The 17,081-nt window shown below is 70.8% G+C and carries 16 protein-coding genes; 7 read left to right on the top strand and 9 right to left on the bottom strand.

The features are described 5' to 3' along the window. Positions 1-7 precede the first annotated feature (7 nt). Positions 8-391, bottom strand: a complete 384-nt coding sequence (locus tag TA90_RS05070) for a DUF4342 domain-containing protein (RefSeq protein WP_074015303.1) — start codon at positions 389-391, stop codon at positions 8-10. A 252-nt stretch (positions 392-643) separates the two neighbouring features. Between TA90_RS05070 and TA90_RS05065 the strand changes: the two genes are divergently transcribed. From TA90_RS05065 to TA90_RS05055, 3 genes are all read left to right on the top strand, one after another. Then, on the top strand, positions 644-2,014 hold the full coding sequence (locus TA90_RS05065; RefSeq protein WP_074015302.1) for an App1 family protein: 1,371 nt from the start codon (positions 644-646) through the stop codon (positions 2,012-2,014). Between the two features lie 447 nt (positions 2,015-2,461). Then, positions 2,462-3,298: a mycofactocin-coupled SDR family oxidoreductase gene (locus TA90_RS05060; RefSeq protein WP_052450534.1), complete on the top strand. Its 837-nt coding sequence runs from the start codon at positions 2,462-2,464 to the stop codon at positions 3,296-3,298. A 224-nt stretch (positions 3,299-3,522) separates the two neighbouring features. Continuing rightward, complete coding sequence (locus TA90_RS05055; protein ID WP_074015301.1) at positions 3,523-5,811, top strand: heavy metal translocating P-type ATPase; 2,289 nt, start codon at positions 3,523-3,525, stop codon at positions 5,809-5,811. A gap of 61 nt (positions 5,812-5,872) precedes the next feature. Here TA90_RS05055 and TA90_RS05050 read toward each other — a convergent pair whose 3' ends face one another. From TA90_RS05050 to TA90_RS05035, 4 genes are all read right to left on the bottom strand, one after another. Beyond that, positions 5,873-6,682 carry a carbohydrate ABC transporter permease gene (locus TA90_RS05050; protein WP_043534926.1) on the bottom strand — a complete coding sequence of 270 codons (810 nt, stop codon included), beginning with the start codon at positions 6,680-6,682 and terminating at the stop codon, positions 5,873-5,875. Continuing rightward, on the bottom strand, positions 6,679-7,650 hold the full coding sequence (locus tag TA90_RS05045) for a carbohydrate ABC transporter permease (protein WP_082031476.1): 972 nt from the start codon (positions 7,648-7,650) through the stop codon (positions 6,679-6,681). The genes TA90_RS05050 and TA90_RS05045 overlap by 4 nt, the downstream gene beginning before the upstream one ends. A 78-nt stretch (positions 7,651-7,728) precedes the next feature. Continuing rightward, positions 7,729-9,108, bottom strand: coding sequence for an ABC transporter substrate-binding protein (locus tag TA90_RS05040; RefSeq protein WP_074015300.1), 1,380 nt, complete (start codon positions 9,106-9,108; stop codon positions 7,729-7,731). Positions 9,109-9,126: 18 nt separating this feature from the next. Beyond that, positions 9,127-10,251 carry a carbohydrate kinase family protein gene (locus TA90_RS05035; protein ID WP_052450533.1) on the bottom strand — a complete coding sequence of 375 codons (1,125 nt, stop codon included), beginning with the start codon at positions 10,249-10,251 and terminating at the stop codon, positions 9,127-9,129. A gap of 113 nt (positions 10,252-10,364) precedes the next feature. On the opposite strand from TA90_RS05035, the gene TA90_RS05030 reads away from it, so the two are divergent. Together TA90_RS05030 and TA90_RS05025 are read left to right on the top strand one after the other, a co-directional pair. Then, a complete protein-coding gene (locus TA90_RS05030; protein WP_043534925.1) occupies positions 10,365-11,114 on the top strand; it encodes a DeoR/GlpR family DNA-binding transcription regulator in 750 nt (249 codons plus the stop codon). Beyond that, entirely contained in the window at positions 11,111-12,583 is a 1,473-nt protein-coding gene (locus TA90_RS05025; RefSeq protein WP_043534924.1) for a 6-phospho-beta-glucosidase, read from the top strand. The genes TA90_RS05030 and TA90_RS05025 overlap by 4 nt, the downstream gene beginning before the upstream one ends. Before the next feature lie 205 nt (positions 12,584-12,788). On the opposite strand, the gene TA90_RS05020 is transcribed toward TA90_RS05025, so the two are convergent. Beyond that, positions 12,789-13,196 carry a PIN domain-containing protein gene (locus TA90_RS05020; RefSeq protein WP_043534923.1) on the bottom strand — a complete coding sequence of 136 codons (408 nt, stop codon included), beginning with the start codon at positions 13,194-13,196 and terminating at the stop codon, positions 12,789-12,791. Further along, complete coding sequence (locus tag TA90_RS05015) at positions 13,193-13,453, bottom strand: hypothetical protein (protein WP_043534922.1); 261 nt, start codon at positions 13,451-13,453, stop codon at positions 13,193-13,195. The genes TA90_RS05020 and TA90_RS05015 overlap by 4 nt, the downstream gene beginning before the upstream one ends. A 303-nt stretch (positions 13,454-13,756) precedes the next feature. Between TA90_RS05015 and TA90_RS05010 the strand changes: the two genes are divergently transcribed. Beyond that, entirely contained in the window at positions 13,757-15,238 is a 1,482-nt protein-coding gene (locus TA90_RS05010) for a plasmid pRiA4b ORF-3 family protein (RefSeq protein ID WP_043534921.1), read from the top strand. A gap of 115 nt (positions 15,239-15,353) precedes the next feature. Here TA90_RS05010 and TA90_RS14975 read toward each other — a convergent pair whose 3' ends face one another. Beyond that, entirely contained in the window at positions 15,354-16,361 is a 1,008-nt protein-coding gene (locus TA90_RS14975) for a hypothetical protein (RefSeq protein WP_074015299.1), read from the bottom strand. A gap of 285 nt (positions 16,362-16,646) precedes the next feature. Here TA90_RS14975 and TA90_RS14545 point away from each other — a divergent pair, with 285 nt between their 5' ends. Continuing rightward, a complete protein-coding gene (locus TA90_RS14545) occupies positions 16,647-16,802 on the top strand; it encodes a hypothetical protein (protein ID WP_197067849.1) in 156 nt (51 codons plus the stop codon). A 22-nt stretch (positions 16,803-16,824) separates the two neighbouring features. Here the strand turns inward: TA90_RS14545 and TA90_RS14970 are convergent. Then, positions 16,825-17,081, bottom strand: a 257-nt coding sequence (locus tag TA90_RS14970; protein ID WP_043534920.1) for a hypothetical protein, incomplete at its 5' end; no start/stop codon positions are given.

Below are 17,081 nucleotides of genomic sequence, written 5' to 3'. Positions count from 1 at the left end.
GCCGACCTCAGGACTGGGTGGGACCGTCCTCGTGCGTGTCGGTCCCCGAGGCCGTGGGCTCGTGGACCTGGATGTCGTGGACCTCCACGTCGACCACGGGGCCCCTGGGGTTGACGTCCGTGCGCTCGACCTCCAGGCGCACCTTGGCCAGGACGGCCACCAGCGCGGTGATGGCCGCGACGGTCGGGGAGGCGAGGACCGCGATGCCACCTGCGGCGACACCGGCGTTCATGGGCACGGCGAGCAGCTGCTTGCCCTGCTGGTCGCGGATGATGATGCGCCGCACGTCGCCGTCGGCGACGAGCTTCTTGATGGTGGCCACCGCTTCGCTGCCCGCCACCTCGATGCGCTCGGTGAAGGTGCGTGCCTTGTCGTCATTCTGTTCAGCCATGGCTGTGGTCCCTCCAGATAGGTTCACCCCTGATCATCCCAGTGCCGGGGCACGCGCGCATCGGGGAGAACCCTGGGAGTTCCCGGACCCGGCGGGGATGCGGGGGCGGTGGTGGGCCCCGTCCACACCCCCTGACGACAGGGGCGCGGCCGCTCCTCGACACCCGCAGGGGCCAGATCCGCCCCTCCACGTCCCACTGCGCGATGATGGGACCATGCCCGGCCGTCCCCCCGTCCTCCAGGAACCCACCCGATGATCGACGACGAGTCCCCCTCCCCCCTGCTCTCGGCCGTCGCCGCCCTCGACGAGCGGACCAGCACGCTGCTGGCGCGCTACCTGGGGTGGACCGGGTGCTACCCCGGCATCATCGCCTTCGGGGGCTACGGCTCACAGTCCACGGCGCGGGTGCTGGGACGCGCGCTGATGACGCGCACCGGCGACCAGCGCGACTGGTTGGGGCAACGTCGCGGGTGGCGACAGTTCATGGACGCGCAGATCCCCCGCCAACCCGTCCTGGTGACCTGCGGGCGTGCCCGCACCATCACCTTCGCCGACGCCGGCGGGTACGTCGACCTCACGCTGTTGGACCACGGCCTCACCCCCGGCTGGCACCAGGCCACCCTGCAGGTCCTCCACGCGGGTGACGTCGAGGCGGCCGGCATCGACGAGGGCGACACCCCCCTGCGGGTGGAGCTCGTGGCGGGGAGGCTGCGGCCCCTCGGGAGCCGGGGCGACGAGGGCGACGCGAGCGCGGGGACGGGCACGGCACCGGGCACGGGCACGGACCCAGGCCGCTCACCGGGTGCGCGCCTGCGCGCCGGTGCCCCCACCCACCTCGCCCTGCGCGTGGTCGGTGACGGGGAGCACCTGGGTCTGGTCTCCGACATCGACGACACGGTGATGGTCTCGATGGTGCCGCGCCTCCTGGTCGCGGTGAAGCACGCCTTCCTGGATTGGGTCTCCTCCCGGGAGGCCGTGCCCGGCATGGCGGAGATGCTCAACCGGGTGGCACTGGTGGCCGGCAGACGCCAGCACCGGAAGGAGACCGATCCCACCACCCTGCCCCAGGGCCTGCTGCCCGCCCCGGTCGTCTACCTGTCGACGGGTGCGTGGAACGTGGTGCCCACGGTGCGTGACTTCCTGGCGCGCCTGCACTATCCCCGCGGGGCGTTCCTCATGACGGACTTCGGCCCCTCCAACAGCGGCTGGTTCCGCTCCGGGCCCGCGCACAAGCGTCGCGAGCTGCGCCGCCTGGCCTCCGACCTGCCACAGGTGAGCTGGATCCTGGTGGGCGATGACGGGCAGCGCGACCCGATGATCTACGCGGAGTTCTCCCGCGAGCACCCCGACCGGGTGGCGGGTATCGCCATCCGCTCCCTGTCCGAGCTCGAGCAGGTCCTGGCCCACGGCACGCCCGTGCCCCTGGTCCCCGACGCCCTCTGGTCCGTGCCCGAGGACATCCCGGTCTGGTACGGGAGCGACGGCACGGAACTGCTGGACAGCATGCGCCGGGGCGGCATCGACCGTCGCCTGGCGCGGATGACCGACCCGGGTGCGCGGGACGAGGGCGAGGACGCCACCCCCGGCGAGCTGGCGGGCCCGACACCCGACCGGGAGTCCTGACCACACCGGTCCCCTCCACCCACCGGCCACTCCACCCGCCGGGCACTCCACCCACGGGTCCCCTCCACGCACCGGGCACCGCGCACCCGCCGGGCACTCCACCCACGGGTCCCCTCCACGCACCGGGCACCGCGCACCCGCCGCGCCGCACGCGACGCCGGTGCGGTCGGTGCCACCGGGGTCCGAGGACCCGTTCACGAGGTCCCGGATGGCGGTTCGACGACCGAGACAGTGCCCCGCAGGGGGCATCCTCCTCATCACGGGCACGCCTGCGGAGGGGCCGTGTCCCACCACGGGACCCGGTGCGGGGGCGCCCTCGTCGGGTCCGGACACGCCCGGCGCCCGCGCGACGCAGCGGACACCGCCGGGCCCCACCACCGACAACCCGCGCCGCACCGGGCCTCGCACCGACCACCGGCCGGCGACCCGACCCACCCGGAGGACCTCATGCCAGAACCCGTCATCTCCCCCACCCCCACCACCGAGGACTTCACCGGCAAGGTCGTCTTCATCACCGGTGCCGGTTCCGGCCAGGGGCGCGCCGCGGCCCTCGCCTTCGCCCGCAACAACGCCGCCGTGGTGGGTTTCGACCTGGACCGACCCCTCTCCTACCCCGCCTACGTGGCCGACGAGTCCGCAGCCCTGGAGTCCCTGGGCGAGGAGATCGAGGCCAACGGCGGCCAGTTCCTCGCCGCCACCGGCGACGTGCGCGAGGCCGCCGACCTGGAGGCCGCGGTCTCGGCGGCCCTGGCACGCTTCGGACGCATCGACGTGCTCTTCAACAATGCCGGGGTCGGGTCCTACGCCCGGGCCGTGGAGATGACCGAGGACCAGTGGGACGCCGTCCTCGACATCAACCTCAAGGGTGCCTGGCTGACCGCGCGTGCCGTCATCCCGACCTTCGTCGCACAGAGGTCGGGAGTCATCATCAACAACTCCTCCGTCGCCGGGCTGCGTGGGTTCGCGAACCTGTCGCACTACGTGGCCAGCAAGTGGGGCCTGGTGGGTCTGACGAAGTCCTGGGCGATCGAGCTGGCCCCGCACGGCGTGCGCGTCGTGTCCATCCACCCCACCGGCGTCAACTCCGCGTTCAACGACGGACTGGCCGAACAGGAGGGGTCCACGCCCCGGGAGATCGCCGAACGCTCCGCCGGCAACCTGCTGCCGGTCCCATGGGTGGAGGTCGACGACGTGGCGGAGCTCGTCCTCTTTCTCGCCTCGGACCGGGCGCGCTACATCACCGGGTCCCAGGTCCCCGTCGACGCCGGACTGCTGACGCGCTGAGGCTTCCCCGGCCCGTGCCCCGCCCCGGGCAGGGTCGGATGACGGGAGGGACGGTGAGCGACAGTGGGCGACAGCACCGACGCGTCGTCCCGTCGGCCCGGGACCCCCGGTGGGACCTCTCCGCCGTCGGGACCACGTGTCGGTGGCGGGGTCCTGCGGGTGCCGGTGCGCAGCAGTTGTCCCCTTCCCGCGACAGATACCCCCATGGGGTATAACATGGGAGCATGAGCGCCAGAGACGAGCATGAGCACAGCCACGACAGCGCACCCGGGCCCCAGGACGACCACGCCCACCGGACGGGTCGTTCCGGCCACGACACGGGACACGGTGGTCACGACGGGCACACCGGCCATGACCACCACGCCGGCCACCACATCCCTGCGGACCACGACAGCCACGCGGGCCACCACGGCTCGGGCCACACGGACCACGACATGTCCGGGGCAGGCATGGGTGCCATGGACTCGATGCCGGGTATGGGTTCCATGCCCGGCATGGACCACGACATGTCGCACATGGGCCACGGCGGGCACACCGGCCACGTCGCCCGCTTCCGGCGCCTCTTCTGGACGATGCTCGCGGTCTCGGTCCCCGTGGTCGCCTTCAGCCCGATGTTCGCCCACCTCGTCGGCTACGACCTGCCTGCCGGTGCGTGGGCGCAGTGGGTCTCCCCCCTGCTGGGCACCGTCGTCTACGTCTGGGGCGGCTGGCCCTTCCTGACGGGTGCCGTCTCCGAGATCCGCTCACGCAAGCCGGGCATGATGCTGCTCATCGGCCTGGCCATCACCGTCGCCTTCCTTGCCTCGTGGGGGGCGAGTCTGCACCTGCTGGACCACACCCTGGAGTTCTGGTGGGAGCTGGCCCTGCTGGTGGTCATCATGCTGTTGGGCCACTGGGTCGAGATGCGCTCCCTGGCCCAGACCTCCACAGCCCTGGACTCCCTGGCCGCGCTCCTGCCCGATGAGGCCGAGAAGGTCTCCGGCTCCGGGACCGTCACGGTCGCCCCCGCCGACCTCCTCGTCGGTGACGTCGTGGTGGTGCGCCCGGGGGCCGCGGTGCCCGCGGACGGTCGCATCGTGGAGGGTGCCGCCGCCATGGACGAGTCCATGGTCACCGGTGAGTCCCGACCCGTCCACCGCGGCACCGGGGACCAGGTGGTCGCCGGCACCGTCGCCACGGACTCCGGACTGCGGGTGGAGGTGAGCGCGGTCGGTGACGACACCGCCCTGGCCGGCATCCGCAAGCTGGTCGCGGATGCGCAGGGTTCCTTCTCCCGCGCCCAGCGCCTCGCCGACCGGGCCGCCGGATGGCTGTTCTGGTTCGCCCTGGGTGCAGCAGCGGTGACCGCCCTCGTGTGGACCCTGCTCGGCCAGCCCAGCGACGCAGTGGTGCGCACCATCACCGTCCTCGTCATCGCCTGCCCCCATGCCCTGGGCCTCGCCATCCCCCTGGTGGTCTCCATCGCCACCGAACGCGCGGCCCGCGGGGGCGTCCTGGTCAAGGACCGGCTCGCCCTGGAGTCCATGCGCACCGTCGACACCGTCCTCTTCGACAAGACCGGCACCCTGACCAGGGGCGAGCCGGCACTCACCGCCGTGGAGGCAACCACTGGCACGGGCGAGGACCGTGTTCTGGCCCTGGCCGCCGCGGCGGAGACCGACTCCGAACACCCGCTGGCGCGTGCCATCACGGCGGAGGCCCACTCCCGTGGCCTGGACGTCCCCACCGCCTCCGACTTCTCCTCCTCCCCTGCCGTGGGCGTGCGGGCCGAGGTGGAGGGTTCAGTGGTGGAGGTCGGGGGTCCCCGCCTCCTGGAGGAACGCCACGTCGCCGAGCTCCCGGTCTCCGGTTCCTGGCGTGAGCAGGGGGCGATCATCCTCCACGTCCTCGTCGACGGGGAGGTGGCCGGCGCCCTGCGCCTGGCCGACGAGGTCCGCCCCGAGTCCCACCAGGCCGTGGACGCCCTGCACGCACTCGGCGTCCGGGTCGTGATGATCACGGGGGACGCCCAGGCAGTGGCGGACTCCGTCGCCGGGGACCTCGGCATCGACCGGGTCTTCGCCGGGGTGCGTCCCGAGGACAAGGCCCAGCGTGTGGAGCAGTTGCAGTCGGAGGGTCACAAGGTCGCGATGGTGGGTGACGGCGTCAATGATGCCCCCGCCCTGGCCAGGGCCGATGTCGGCATCGCGATCGGTGCGGGCACCGATGTCGCCATCAGCTCCGCGGGCGTGATCCTGGCCAGCTCGGACCCACGCTCCGTGCTCTCCGTCATCGAGTTGTCGCGGGCCAGCTACCGCAAGATGCAGCAGAACCTGTGGTGGGCCGCCGGGTACAACCTGGTCTCGGTGCCGCTGGCCGCAGGCGTCCTGGCGCCCATCGGCTTCGTCATGCCGATGAGCATCGGCGCCCTGCTGATGTCGGCCTCCACGGTGGTCGTCGCACTCAACGCCCAACTGCTGCGCCGCCTGGACCTCAGCCCGGAGCACAGTGTGGACGTCGTCCTGGATCGATGAGGTCCGGAGGCCACCCACCCTCCCCCCACCCCGAGGCACGCCTCGCCGGTCGTGAGGGGTGTCAGCCCTTGACGGCCCCGTCGGTCATGCCGGAGATGAACTGCTTCTGCAGGACCAGGTACAGCACCACCATCGGCAGGGCCACCAGCACCGCACCCGCGGCCAGCAGGGTCGATCCCTGCGTGTACTGCCCCTGGAAGAAGGCCAGGCCCAGTGGCGCGGTGCGCAGCTTCCCGGAGGGCGACATCACCAAGGGAATGAGGAAGTCGTTCCAGGTCCACATGAAGGTCAGCACGATCTGGGTGACGATCGCGGGCCGTCCGATGGGCAGCAGGATCGAGCGCAGGATCCGCACGTCCCCGGCACCGTCGAGTCGGGCGGCCTCCAGGATCGCCGGGTCGACGCCGCGGAAGTAGGCCCGCATCCAGAAGGTGCCGAAGGCGAGGGACTGGGCGATCTGGGGCAGGGCGATCGCCCACACCGTGTCGGTGAGGCCCAGGGTGCGCAGGTCGAAGAAGAGCGGCAGGACGATGGCCTCAGACGGCACCATGATGCCGAGCAGGAAGACGTAGAAGAGGATGCTCGACCCGCGGGGTCGCAGGATCCCCAGCACGTAGCCACTCATCAGGGACAGCAGCAGCGCCACCGACACCACGATGACGGCGATCACCACGGAGTTGCGCATGTACTGGGAGAAGTGCCCCTGCTGCCAGGCGGCTGCGAAGTTGCCCAGGTGCCCCCAGGAGGAGTCCCCGATGGTCTGGGACCCCAGGGCCATGGCCAGGACGTAGAGGATGGGGACGAGGGCCTGGACGGCGAAGAGCGTCAGGATGACGTAGTTGAGCACGCGTTCCGTGCGGGAGGCCCTCATCGTTCCCTCTCCCCCAGCAGGTTGATGACCAGGTTGATGACGAAGATGACCAGCGTCAGCACCACCGCCAACGAGGACGCGGTCCCGACCTGCCCCAGCCGGAAGGCCTGGTTGTAGACCTCGTAGGAGGGCACGGTGGTGGACGTGCCGGGCCCACCCGAGGTGGTCATGTAGATGAGGTCGAAGGTCTTCAGGGCCGCGATGACGGTCAGGGTGAGTGACACGAGGATCTCGGCGCGCACACCGGGGATCGTGATGTGCCAGAAGCGCCGGAACCACCCGGCCCCGTCCAGGGTCGCGGCCTCGTAGTAGTCCTTGGGGATGCCCGCGATGCCGGACATCAGCAGCACCGTCACCAGCCCGGTGCTCACCCAGGTCCCGATCAGGCCCACGGCCACGAGGGCGGTGTCGTAGTCGCCGAGCCACGCCCGCGTCAGGGAGTCCAGCCCCACCGCCCTCAGCGTCGTGTTGAGCAGGCCGTTGGGGGCGTAGATCTGCCTCCACGCGATGGCCAGGACGACCATCGCGATGACCTGGGGCAGGAAGACGACGGTGCGGAAGAAGCCGATGCCCCGCGCCTGCGAGCGCGCGAGCAGGGACGCCAGCACCAGCCCGATGACCAGGGGGATCACGGCGTAGAAGATGATGAGGACCATGGCGTGGGCGAAGGCCCCCACCAGGCGGGGGTCGGTGAAGGTGGTGCGGTAGTTGTCCCACCCGACCCACACCCCGGTCCCCAGCCCGTCCCACCGGTACAGGGACAGGAGCACCACCCGCCCCAGCGGGTAGAGCATGAACAGTCCGTAGACCAGCAGCGGCAGGGCCATGAGGCCGATGGAGGCCACGGTCCGTCCGCGTGTCTTGGAGAGCTGGCGCGACGAGGGCGCCCGCCCACTCCGGGCGGGGCCGCCGCGCACGGGGGTGCGCCCGGTCGCCGGCGGGGTGGTGCCGGGATCAGCGGTGCTCATGGGGTCCTCCGTTCCGGGCCGCGTGGCGCCCCGCCCTCGTCGGCGGTGGTCCGGGGACGAGGGCGGGGCGGACGGGTCTCACTTGCCGGTGAAGTCCGTGTAAGCGGTCTCCAGTGTGTCGATGAACTCCTGCGGGGTCGACTTGGAGTCGAGCAGGCCCTGCAGGGCGTCCCCGAGGACCTGGTCGAAGGTCGGGGTCGCGTAGTCGAGGTAGGGCAGGACGTTGCCCTGCGTGGTCACCTCGTCGAAGGCGTTCATCACGTCGGCGACGACACCGGTCTCATCGGCGGCAAAGGAGGCCGTGTCGTTGACGGGCACGTTGCCGGTCTCCGCCAGGACCTTCATGGCGTCGGCGTTGGTGATGAAGTCGATGTAGGCGGCGGCGACGTTGGGGTCCTTCGCGGCGGACGTCATGGCGAAGGGCAGCCCGGTGCCGCCGGTGGTCTGGACCTTGTCCATGGCGTCGGCCTTGGGGGGCGCGATGAAGGCGACATCGTCACCCATGGCGGACTCGAGGTCGGGGGCGAGCCAGGACCCGGCGATCAGGTAGGCGCCGGTCCCCTTGGCGAACTCCTGCCACACGGTGTCGTAGTCGACGCCGTTGAACCCGTCGTTGAAGTAGCCTGCCTTCGCCCAGTCCTGCAGTTCGGTGGCTGCCGCGATGTTCTCCGGGGTGTCCCAGGAGGCGCCCGCGTTGCCGAAGGCGAGGGTGCGGACGGTGTCGGCGTCCACGTGGGCGCCCTGGACCGGGCCGAAGACGTGGAGGGCCGGCCACTTCTCGACGTTGCCGAGCATCAGCGGGGTCTCCCCGTCGGCCTTGATGGTGGCGAGCTGGGCGGAGAAGTCCTCCCAGGAGGTGGGCACCTCCAGCCCGAGCTTCTCCAGCTTCGACTTGGAGTAGTAGATGCCGACGACCTCACCGACCTGGGGCAGGCCGTAGACGCATCCCTCCCCGAAGGTGGTGCCGTCGGAGGAGTAGGAGGAGTACTGGAGGATCGACTGGGAGTACTCCTGGTCCCAGCCGTAGGCACTCACCCAGGGGTCCAGGCAGGTCAGCTGGCCGGCGGCCACGAACTGGCCCATGGTGTTGCGACCGTTGTTCGCCTCGACGACGTCGGGCGCATCGGAGCCGGTGAGGGCCAGACGGAGAGTGGTCTGCAGGTCGTCGAAGGACTGGGAGACCCGGTTGATGGTGATGTTGGGGTACTTCTCCATGAACTCCTTGTTGAGGCGTTCCATCTGTTCGTTCTGACCGCCGCGGACCTCCTGGTCCCACACGGTCAGGGTCTGGGCGGGAGCGGAGGAGATGTCGGTGGACACCTCCACGGACCCGGACTCGCCGGACTCCCCCGACGCGGAGTCGGAGTCACCTCCGGCGGTCGGGGCGCAGGCGCCGAGCAGTGCGACTCCGGATACTGCGGCAACTGCCGCCATCGACCGGAACGTGCGGTTCTTCATGGGGCTCGTCCTCTCGTGTCATCCGCGTGGGCCTTCGCCCACGTCGTCGATCAGATCCAGGAACTCCGTGTCGTACTCCTGGGGGAGGTCCTGCGCGCGTGTCCAGCACGCGAGTTCTGCGAGGGTCGGTGAGGAGGCTGATCCCCCCGGACGACCCACGGTGTAGGAGGCCGCGAGCGCGGCCGTGGTCAGTGCTGCCCGCAGGGGCAGCCCGTGCAGGTGCGCCCACACGAAACCCGCGGAGAAGGTGTCCCCCGCCCCGGTGGTGTCCACGGCGGGCACGGGGACGACGGGGAGTTCGACCTCCTGGGTGGTGGAGCTCGCCAGCACCCCTCGGGCGCCACGCGTGAGGAGGACGGTGCCGACCCGCTCGGACAGGGCACGCGCCGCGGAGGCGGCGTCCGCGGTCCGCGTGTAGTGCAGGGCCTCGGCCTCGTTGGGGGTGAAGACGTCCACGAGGTCGAGCACGTCCAGGTCGTGGGGGTCCCAGCGACCCGTCGGGTCCCAGCCCACGTCCGCGAGGACCCAGGGAGCGGCGCCCTCCTCCCGCCAGCGCATGAGCGTCTCCCGGTTGTCGCGGATCGCGCGCAGGTCACAGACGAGACAGGCGGGCGCGGTCGCGAGAGTGGCCAGGGGTGGGGTGGCGTCGGTGCCGAAGGTGGTCATCGCCCGGTCGCCGTCGAAGGCCAAGGAAGTGGTGACGGACTGGCGGGGCAGGCGCACCGCCCCCGAGAGGTCGATGCCGTCGCGCTCGAGCATGGTCTGCACCAGTCGACCCGCGTCGTCCTCGCCGAGGTGGGTCACCAGGGAGGTGGGTGCCCCCAGGCGGGCCAGCGCGACCGCCTGGTTGGCGGCTCCCCCGGGCATGACCGCACAGTCGGACACCCACTGCTCCTCGCCGGGGCGGGGGGCGTGCTGCAGTCCGCCCATGACGACGTCGAGGAACACCGGCCCCGCCACGCAGACCTGCCCGTCCGTGCCGCCGTCGGGCGACACACCGGCACTGCGCCCGCCCGCAGGCGCCGCACCGGCGCCGGGCCCAGCGGGAGGGGCCGCACCACCACGAGCCACGGCCGCACGGGCCCCGGCGTCCGGGGACGACTCCCCACGGACGCCCTGACGAGCGGGGACGGCATTGCCCATTGCGAACTCCTCCCTGTGACGGGACCGCGTTGTTGACCGTCACTTTACCTGATGTGTGACCGCTTGTGCTCATATCTGCTCGAAATTGATGGCAATTGGGTTACGATTCAGTCATGTTGCCCCAGCAGCGGCGTTCCGCGATCCTCACCCTCGTCCGGGAGAAGGGCGGGGCATCCGTCGGCGACCTCGCGGCCCAGCTCGACGTGTCCGAGTCGACGATCCGGCGCGACCTCAACGACCTCGACCGCCAGGGGAAGCTGCAACGCGTGCGCGGCGGGGGGACCCCTGACGAGGACGACCAGCCCTTCGCCCACGTCGCCACCCGCGCCGCCGACGAGAAGGACCGTGTCGGGAAGGCGGCGGCCGCCCTCGTGGAGGACCGCGACGTGGTCCTCATCGACATCGGCACCACCTGCGCCCGGGTCGCCCGCCACCTGCGCGGCCGTGACGTCACCGTCGTCACCGCCTCCCTGGCGGTCATCGACGAGCTGCGTGACGACCACACCACCGAGCTGATCGTCCTGGGGGGACTGTTGCGTCCCTCCTACCTGTCGATGGTCGGCTCCCTCACCCAGCACGCCCTGTCCCAGCTGAGCGCGGACATCGCCTTCATCGGGACCTCCGGCGTGCGACCCGACGGGACGGTGCTGGACTCGACCGGCACGGAGGTCCCCATCAAGCACGCCATCATCTCGAGCTCGGAGCGGACCTGCCTGCTGGCGACCTCCGACAAGTTCCCCGGGTCTGGGCTGCTGCCGGTGTGCACGGCCGGCGACCTCGACACGGTCATCACGACCACTGACCCCACAACCGCCCCCCTTCCCCTGTTGGGGAGCACGGACACGGAGGTGCTCTTCGCATGAAGCTGGTCATCGCAGGCGGGGGCGGGTTCCGCGTCCCCCAGATCGTGGAGGTCCTGGCGGCCGCCCGCGAGGGGAAGGGCACGCACCCGGGTCTCGTCGTCGACGAGGTCTGCCTCTACGACATCTCCACCTCCCGCCTGGGCGTCATGGCCGCGGTGCTGCGCGACCTCGACTTCCCCCGCGCGCCGCGGGTCACGACCACCACCGACCTGCGCGAGGCGGTGCGCGGCGCTGACTTCGTGTTCTCCGCCATCCGGGTCGGGGGCACCTGCGGGCGTGTCCTCGACGAGCGCATCGCACTCGAGCAGGGCGTCCTCGGCCAGGAGACGGTCGGGGCGGGCGGGTACGCCTACGCCTTCCGCACGATCCCGGTGGCCATGGAGCTGGCGCGCACGGTGCGCGACCTCGCGCCGGAGGCCTGGGTCATCAACTTCACCAACCCCGCGGGCATCATCACCCAGGCCATGCGCACCGTGCTGGGGAACCGGGTGGTCGGCATCTGCGACACGCCCATCGGCCTGGTCCGGCGCGCCACGGCCGCGTTGGGACTCGGGGCGGGTGCCGTCTCCGGCGTCGACGAGGGCGCCTCCGCGGTGTCCTTCGACTACGTGGGGTTGAACCACCTCGGCTGGCTGCGCTCGCTGGAGGTCGGCGGGGAGGACCGCCTGCCGGGACTCCTGGGTGATGACGCGCTGCTGGACCACATCGAGGAGGCGCGCGTCATCGGCCCCGACTGGGTGCGCGCCCTGGGCATGCTGCCCAATGAGTACCTCTTCTACTACTACCTCAACCGGGAGTCCGTGACGCGGATCCGTGAGGAGGAGGAGACCCGCGGGCAGTTCCTGGACCGCCAGCAGGGTGAGTTCTACCGGGCGGCCGCCGAGCACGAGTACCTGGCCGGCAAGCTGTGGACCCAGACCCACGACGAACGTGAGGCCACCTACATGGCCGAGGCCCGCGACGAGTCCGAGCGCGACGGGCGCCGCGAGGAGGACATCGCCGGGGGCGGATACCAGCAGGTGGCACTGGACCTCATGACGGCCGTCTCCACGGGTGCGCCGGCACGGATGATCCTGGACGTGGCGAACTCGGACACGCCGTGGGCGGGCGCGACCGGGCCGGGCGCGACCGGGTCGGGCGCGACCGGGTCGGGCGCGGAGGCGCACCCCTCGGGTCTGCTGGTCCCCCAGCTGCGCGAGGACGCCGTCGTCGAGGTCCCCTGCGTCGTGGACGCCCAGGGCGTCCACCCCTTGCGGGTCGGCGCGCTGTCCGGGCCGGAGCTGGGTCTGGTCACCTCGGTCAAGGGCTGCGAGGAACTCGTCATCGACGCCGCGTTCCACGGCGACAAGGTCCTGGCCTGGCGTGCGCTGGCCTCCCACCCCCTGGTGGACTCCATCCGCGTGGCCCAGCGCGTCCTGGACGGCTACATCGCGGAGAACCCGGACATCGCCCGGGTCTTCGGCGACTGAGGAGCTGCGGGCGGGGCCGCCTCCCCGTTCCGCAGGGTGTGCCGTCGGCCGCACAGGTCGGCGGCACATCTGGGTCCGGGCGCGGACTCACGGTCATCCGGAGGACCCCATGCCTCAGCGAATGCGCGGTGCCACGAGGACAGCTGCCTCCTTCGTCGTGTGATCTCGCTGGGCACTGCGGAGTTTCCGGGGGCGGGCACCGAGTTCAGGCCCCATCGGCAAAGGGGTTGACGATCAGCACACCACGCAGCCTGCTCCCCTGGGCGAGGTCTTCCGTCCACAACTCCCGACACCCGGCCCTGGCGGCAGCTTCCAGGACCATCGCGTCGAAGATCGAGAGACCGTGGACGGCGGACGTCTCCGCTGCCGCCATCACCAGAGGACCATCAGCAGCCACGGTCTCCAGGTCCAGGGCCGAGAGAGCCTCGAACGCCTCTGTGCGTGTGCGTCCGAGCTTCCGGGTCAGCACGGAGTGGAGCTCGATGAGGACCTGGGTGGAGATGACCGCATCGGCGGCGGCATCCGCGAACACCTCCCGTGCACGAGCCTGCTTGTCAGGACGACTGTCGTCGAACTGGTAGGCCAGCACGTTCGTGTCGAAGAAGACCCTCATCGCAGGCCACCACGGGTGTCATCCTCGTAGAGCTCCTCGCGGGTCCAGCCTGCACCGTCACTGCTGCCGCTGATCCGTCGCGACAGCTCGACGAAGGCGTGCGCCGCACGGTCCCTGCGCTCCCGGAGCTCGTCGCCGCGCGCGTATTCCTCGAGGCGTCGGGCGAGGTACTGGTTGACGGACTCCCCGCGCTCAATGGCCCGGATCCTGGCGCGCTTGAGCGTCTCCTCGTCCACCGTGATCGTCAGATTGGCCATGGGACCAGTGTAGCGCGGAACCCGTGCTGCACGACTCGGTGTGGAATCCGCTCCCCGTTGGGTGCGCCGTCAGGAGGGCGCATCAGCGGTAGGCATCAACGGGTGGGCATCAACGGGTGGGCATCCCGAGAGGTGGACTTCTCACCGAACGGTAGGGGTATAGCGCTTCCGCTCGGTGAGAAGTCCACCGTTCGGCGCTCCTGTAGCGACCGCCACGACCACCACGACCACCACGACCACCACGACCGGCTACCCTGTCTGTTCAGTGCGTTCTGCGGAACCAGGGGAACCAGGGGGAACCAGATGACATCCGACAACGAGTTCGAGTCGCCGGACCTCCGGAGGTTCATCCAGGAACTCCTGAGCGATGCCACCCCGGAACAGATCGGAGCACTGCTCTCCGGCGGCTTCCCCGGTGCACTCCCCGGCGGCGGGCCCGGACTGCCTGACACCTGGCATCACCCTCGGCCCCGACTCCACCCCGTCCCCACGACCACGAGGGGCTTCCGCATCCGGGTCGACCTCCTGCGCACCAAACCGCCCGTCTGGCGGCGCATCGAGGTCCCCGGGGACATCACTCTCCCCCGCCTCCACGACGTGCTCCAGGCCGCCATGGGGTGGACGGACAGCCACCTGCACCGCTTCCGCACGGGCAACGGCCGCAACGCTCCGGAGTTCCTCACTTCCTTCGACCTCGACGAGGGTGACGAGGGCCTGCTCGAGGACGGAGTCCGCCTGGACCAGGTCGTCGCCGCCGAGGGCGACCGTCTCTGGTACGAGTACGACTTCGGCGACGGGTGGGAGCACGTGCTGCGCGTGGAGAAGGTGCTCGATGACCCGCCGACCGCCCCCCGGTGCCTCCGGGGCAGGCTCGCCTGCCCACCGGAGGACTGCGGCGGTGCGTGGGGCTACAGCGAGATCGCCGAGTGGGTGCGCAGCGGCTTCGATGATGCACTGCGCCCGGAGGTCTTCGACAGTGCCGAGGACGGGCGCGCCTGGCTGCCCGAGGGGTGGCATCCCGATGCCTTCGACCTCGAGGGGACGAACGCGATGATCACGATGCTCTCGGTAGAGCCCGCGCCGGTCACCGTGGAACTCGCGTCACTGCTCGAGGTGTCGAGGAACCGGGGCTCGCGCCTCCTGCGCGACGCCCTCGCCGATCCCGCATCCTTCGGCCCCATCGAGGTCAGTGCCGATGCCGCTGCCCGGCTCACGGAACCCCTGCGGGTCCTGCTCGACGTCATCGGCGAGGGCGTCGGGCTCACCGCTGCGGGGTACCTGAAGCCGGCCGACGTCGAGCAGGTCGCGCGGCGCACCGGCATCGCCGAGTGGTGGATCGGGAAGGTCAACCGCGAGGACCTCACCCCACCCGTCGCACAGGTGCGCGACACGGCTCAGGCCCTCGGGCTCGTCTCCGTGCGCAAGGGGCGCATCACACCGACGCTGGCCGCCAGGCGCTGTGGTGAGGACCCGGAGGCCCTCCTGCGCCACATCACGGGCCGGCTCCCGCTCGGGAAGTCCACCGCCGAGCGCCAGTTCGGCTGGGCGGCCCTCGCCGTCGCCGGGAGCGAGACCCCTGCGGAACTGTGGGACCGGAGCATCAGCGAGATGATGTTCGACCTCGGCTGGCACGACTCCAGGGACAGCTTCGCGGCGCCCCCGGCTGGCAGCCCGACGCTCGACGTCCTCGGACTGCTGGCAGGGACCCTGCGCACTGGTCGACCCCCGCGCGGCGTCGATGCGGACGTCGCGGCCGCGGCCCGTGCCGCCACGCGGACGCCGTGATCCGGTCGGACAGGTCCGGGGACGGGCATCCCGAGAGGAGGGGTTCCCACCGAGAGGTGGCGCTCCAGCCCCGCCGTTGGGTGGGACGTCCACCCCTCGGCGGGAGGCCGACCGCTCACGACGGCTGCTCGGGTGAGGACCCCAGGACGAGGGCGAACTCCCGGTACTCACTGTGTCCGGGCACATCCTTCAGGCACCGGGCGATCAGCCGCCGCGCCGACTCGTCATCCCCGCGCAGGTGGGCCAGGCGGGAGGCGAGGAACGTGCGCTCCGAGCCGACCAGTGCGGGGTGCTTCACCAAGGTGTCGAGGAGCGGCTCGTACTCCGTGTCGACGAGGCGGTCCAGCAGCATGGCGTTCCACTGGGCCAGGTTGGCGGCCCGGTCGTGCGCCGGATCGTCGTACCGATGTCGCCGAGTGGTGGTGAGGCCGTCGAGCGCACGGACATGGGCAGCGGCGAATGCGCCCCAGGCATCCGTGTTCGTCAGCATCGGCGCGAGGACCTCGGCCAGGCTGCGCTCATGCTCCGCGACCCAGCCCTCCCCGTACCGCGTCCAGCCGTAGCGCCTCTCCCAGCGGATGAGTTGTGGGGCGACCAGGTCAGCCATCCCGGTGATGCCGTGCTGGGCGCGTGCCACCGTCCAGATCGCCTCCGCAGCGTCGGAGACCACGAACCTGGCGGCGGCCACCGCGTCCTCGGAGCGGAAGTAGTCGTAGGAACCCACCTCGCAGGCCAGGTCGATGAGGATCGCGAGCGCGCGGGACGCCTTCTCGGACTCCTCACCGCGCAGTGCGGAGACGGCATCGGTGGCGAGCCCCTTGAACTCGGTGCGCCACTTGGTGCGCTGGGAGGGGGAGACCCGGCGGTCGCCTGCGAGATAGGCGCCTGCTCGGGCGAGCGCTGCGAAGGTCTTGATGCGGGTCAGGGTGAGTGCGCCGTCGGCTGGCGCGTTGGCGGCCGCCCGTCTGACCTTGGCCCGCACGGGATCCAGTGTGTCCAGGATGCGTTCCCGCATCTGGGCACTTCCCCGCCAGTAGAGCGTCCACAGGGCCTTCCGCAGCGCGTCCTCGTCGAGCGGGGCGAGCTTGCGGGAGAAGTCCTCGCGTGAGAGCCGATCCGTCATGGTCCGACGATAGCGGGGCGTCCGGTGCCCTGCGGCGCCCCCGCGACGTCAGACCAGGCCCAGCGGCGGCAGGTCCGGGCGCTCGTCGAGGTCGGAGAGGTCCACGGATGCCACAGTCCTCTTCTTCCCCCGACTGCCGACACTGCCTGGAGCTCGCTCGACAGCGGCGTGGCTGGACGCAGTGTCGACGCGCGGTTGGTGTAACGAAACATAAAAGAGTGTAACGACCTGTTACACGTCGCTACACATCGTCATGGACAAGCTCTTCTGGGATCACCCCCACCGATGCCAGCAGATCTCGTCCAGGAGCAGGGTCAGTCCGACAAGAGGCTCTTCCGCGCACGACTGATCCACAAAGGACTGATCTACGCCCCGGACCACGGCATTGTTGCCTTCACCGTCCCTGGCATGGCCGGCTTCATCGACCGACAGATCGAGTGAAGGAGCGGCCCCGACAGAGCCTTCAGCTGAGACCCAGCGGCGGCAGGTCCGGGCGTTCGTCGAGGTCGGAGAGGTCCACGAGGGCGGCCGACACGCGTGCTGCACCCCGCGCACTCGCTGCCCCGGTCGTGCCCGCTGCACCCGCCACACTCCCAGTAACCCCTGCCTCCACACCGGCCGCGTAGAAGACCCGCAGGTCCTCCACCAGCTTCTCCAGGCAGCCCGGGCTCGTGTAGACCATGTGCCCGGCCGGGTAGTAGGTGAAGGCGATGTTGGAGC

It is taken from the genome of Actinomyces polynesiensis (assembly GCF_000820725.1).
Lineage (GTDB): Bacteria > Actinomycetota > Actinomycetes > Actinomycetales > Actinomycetaceae > Pauljensenia > Pauljensenia polynesiensis.
Note: the sequence above shows the minus strand (reverse complement) of the source record. Positions and strands in the feature narration are given on the sequence as shown.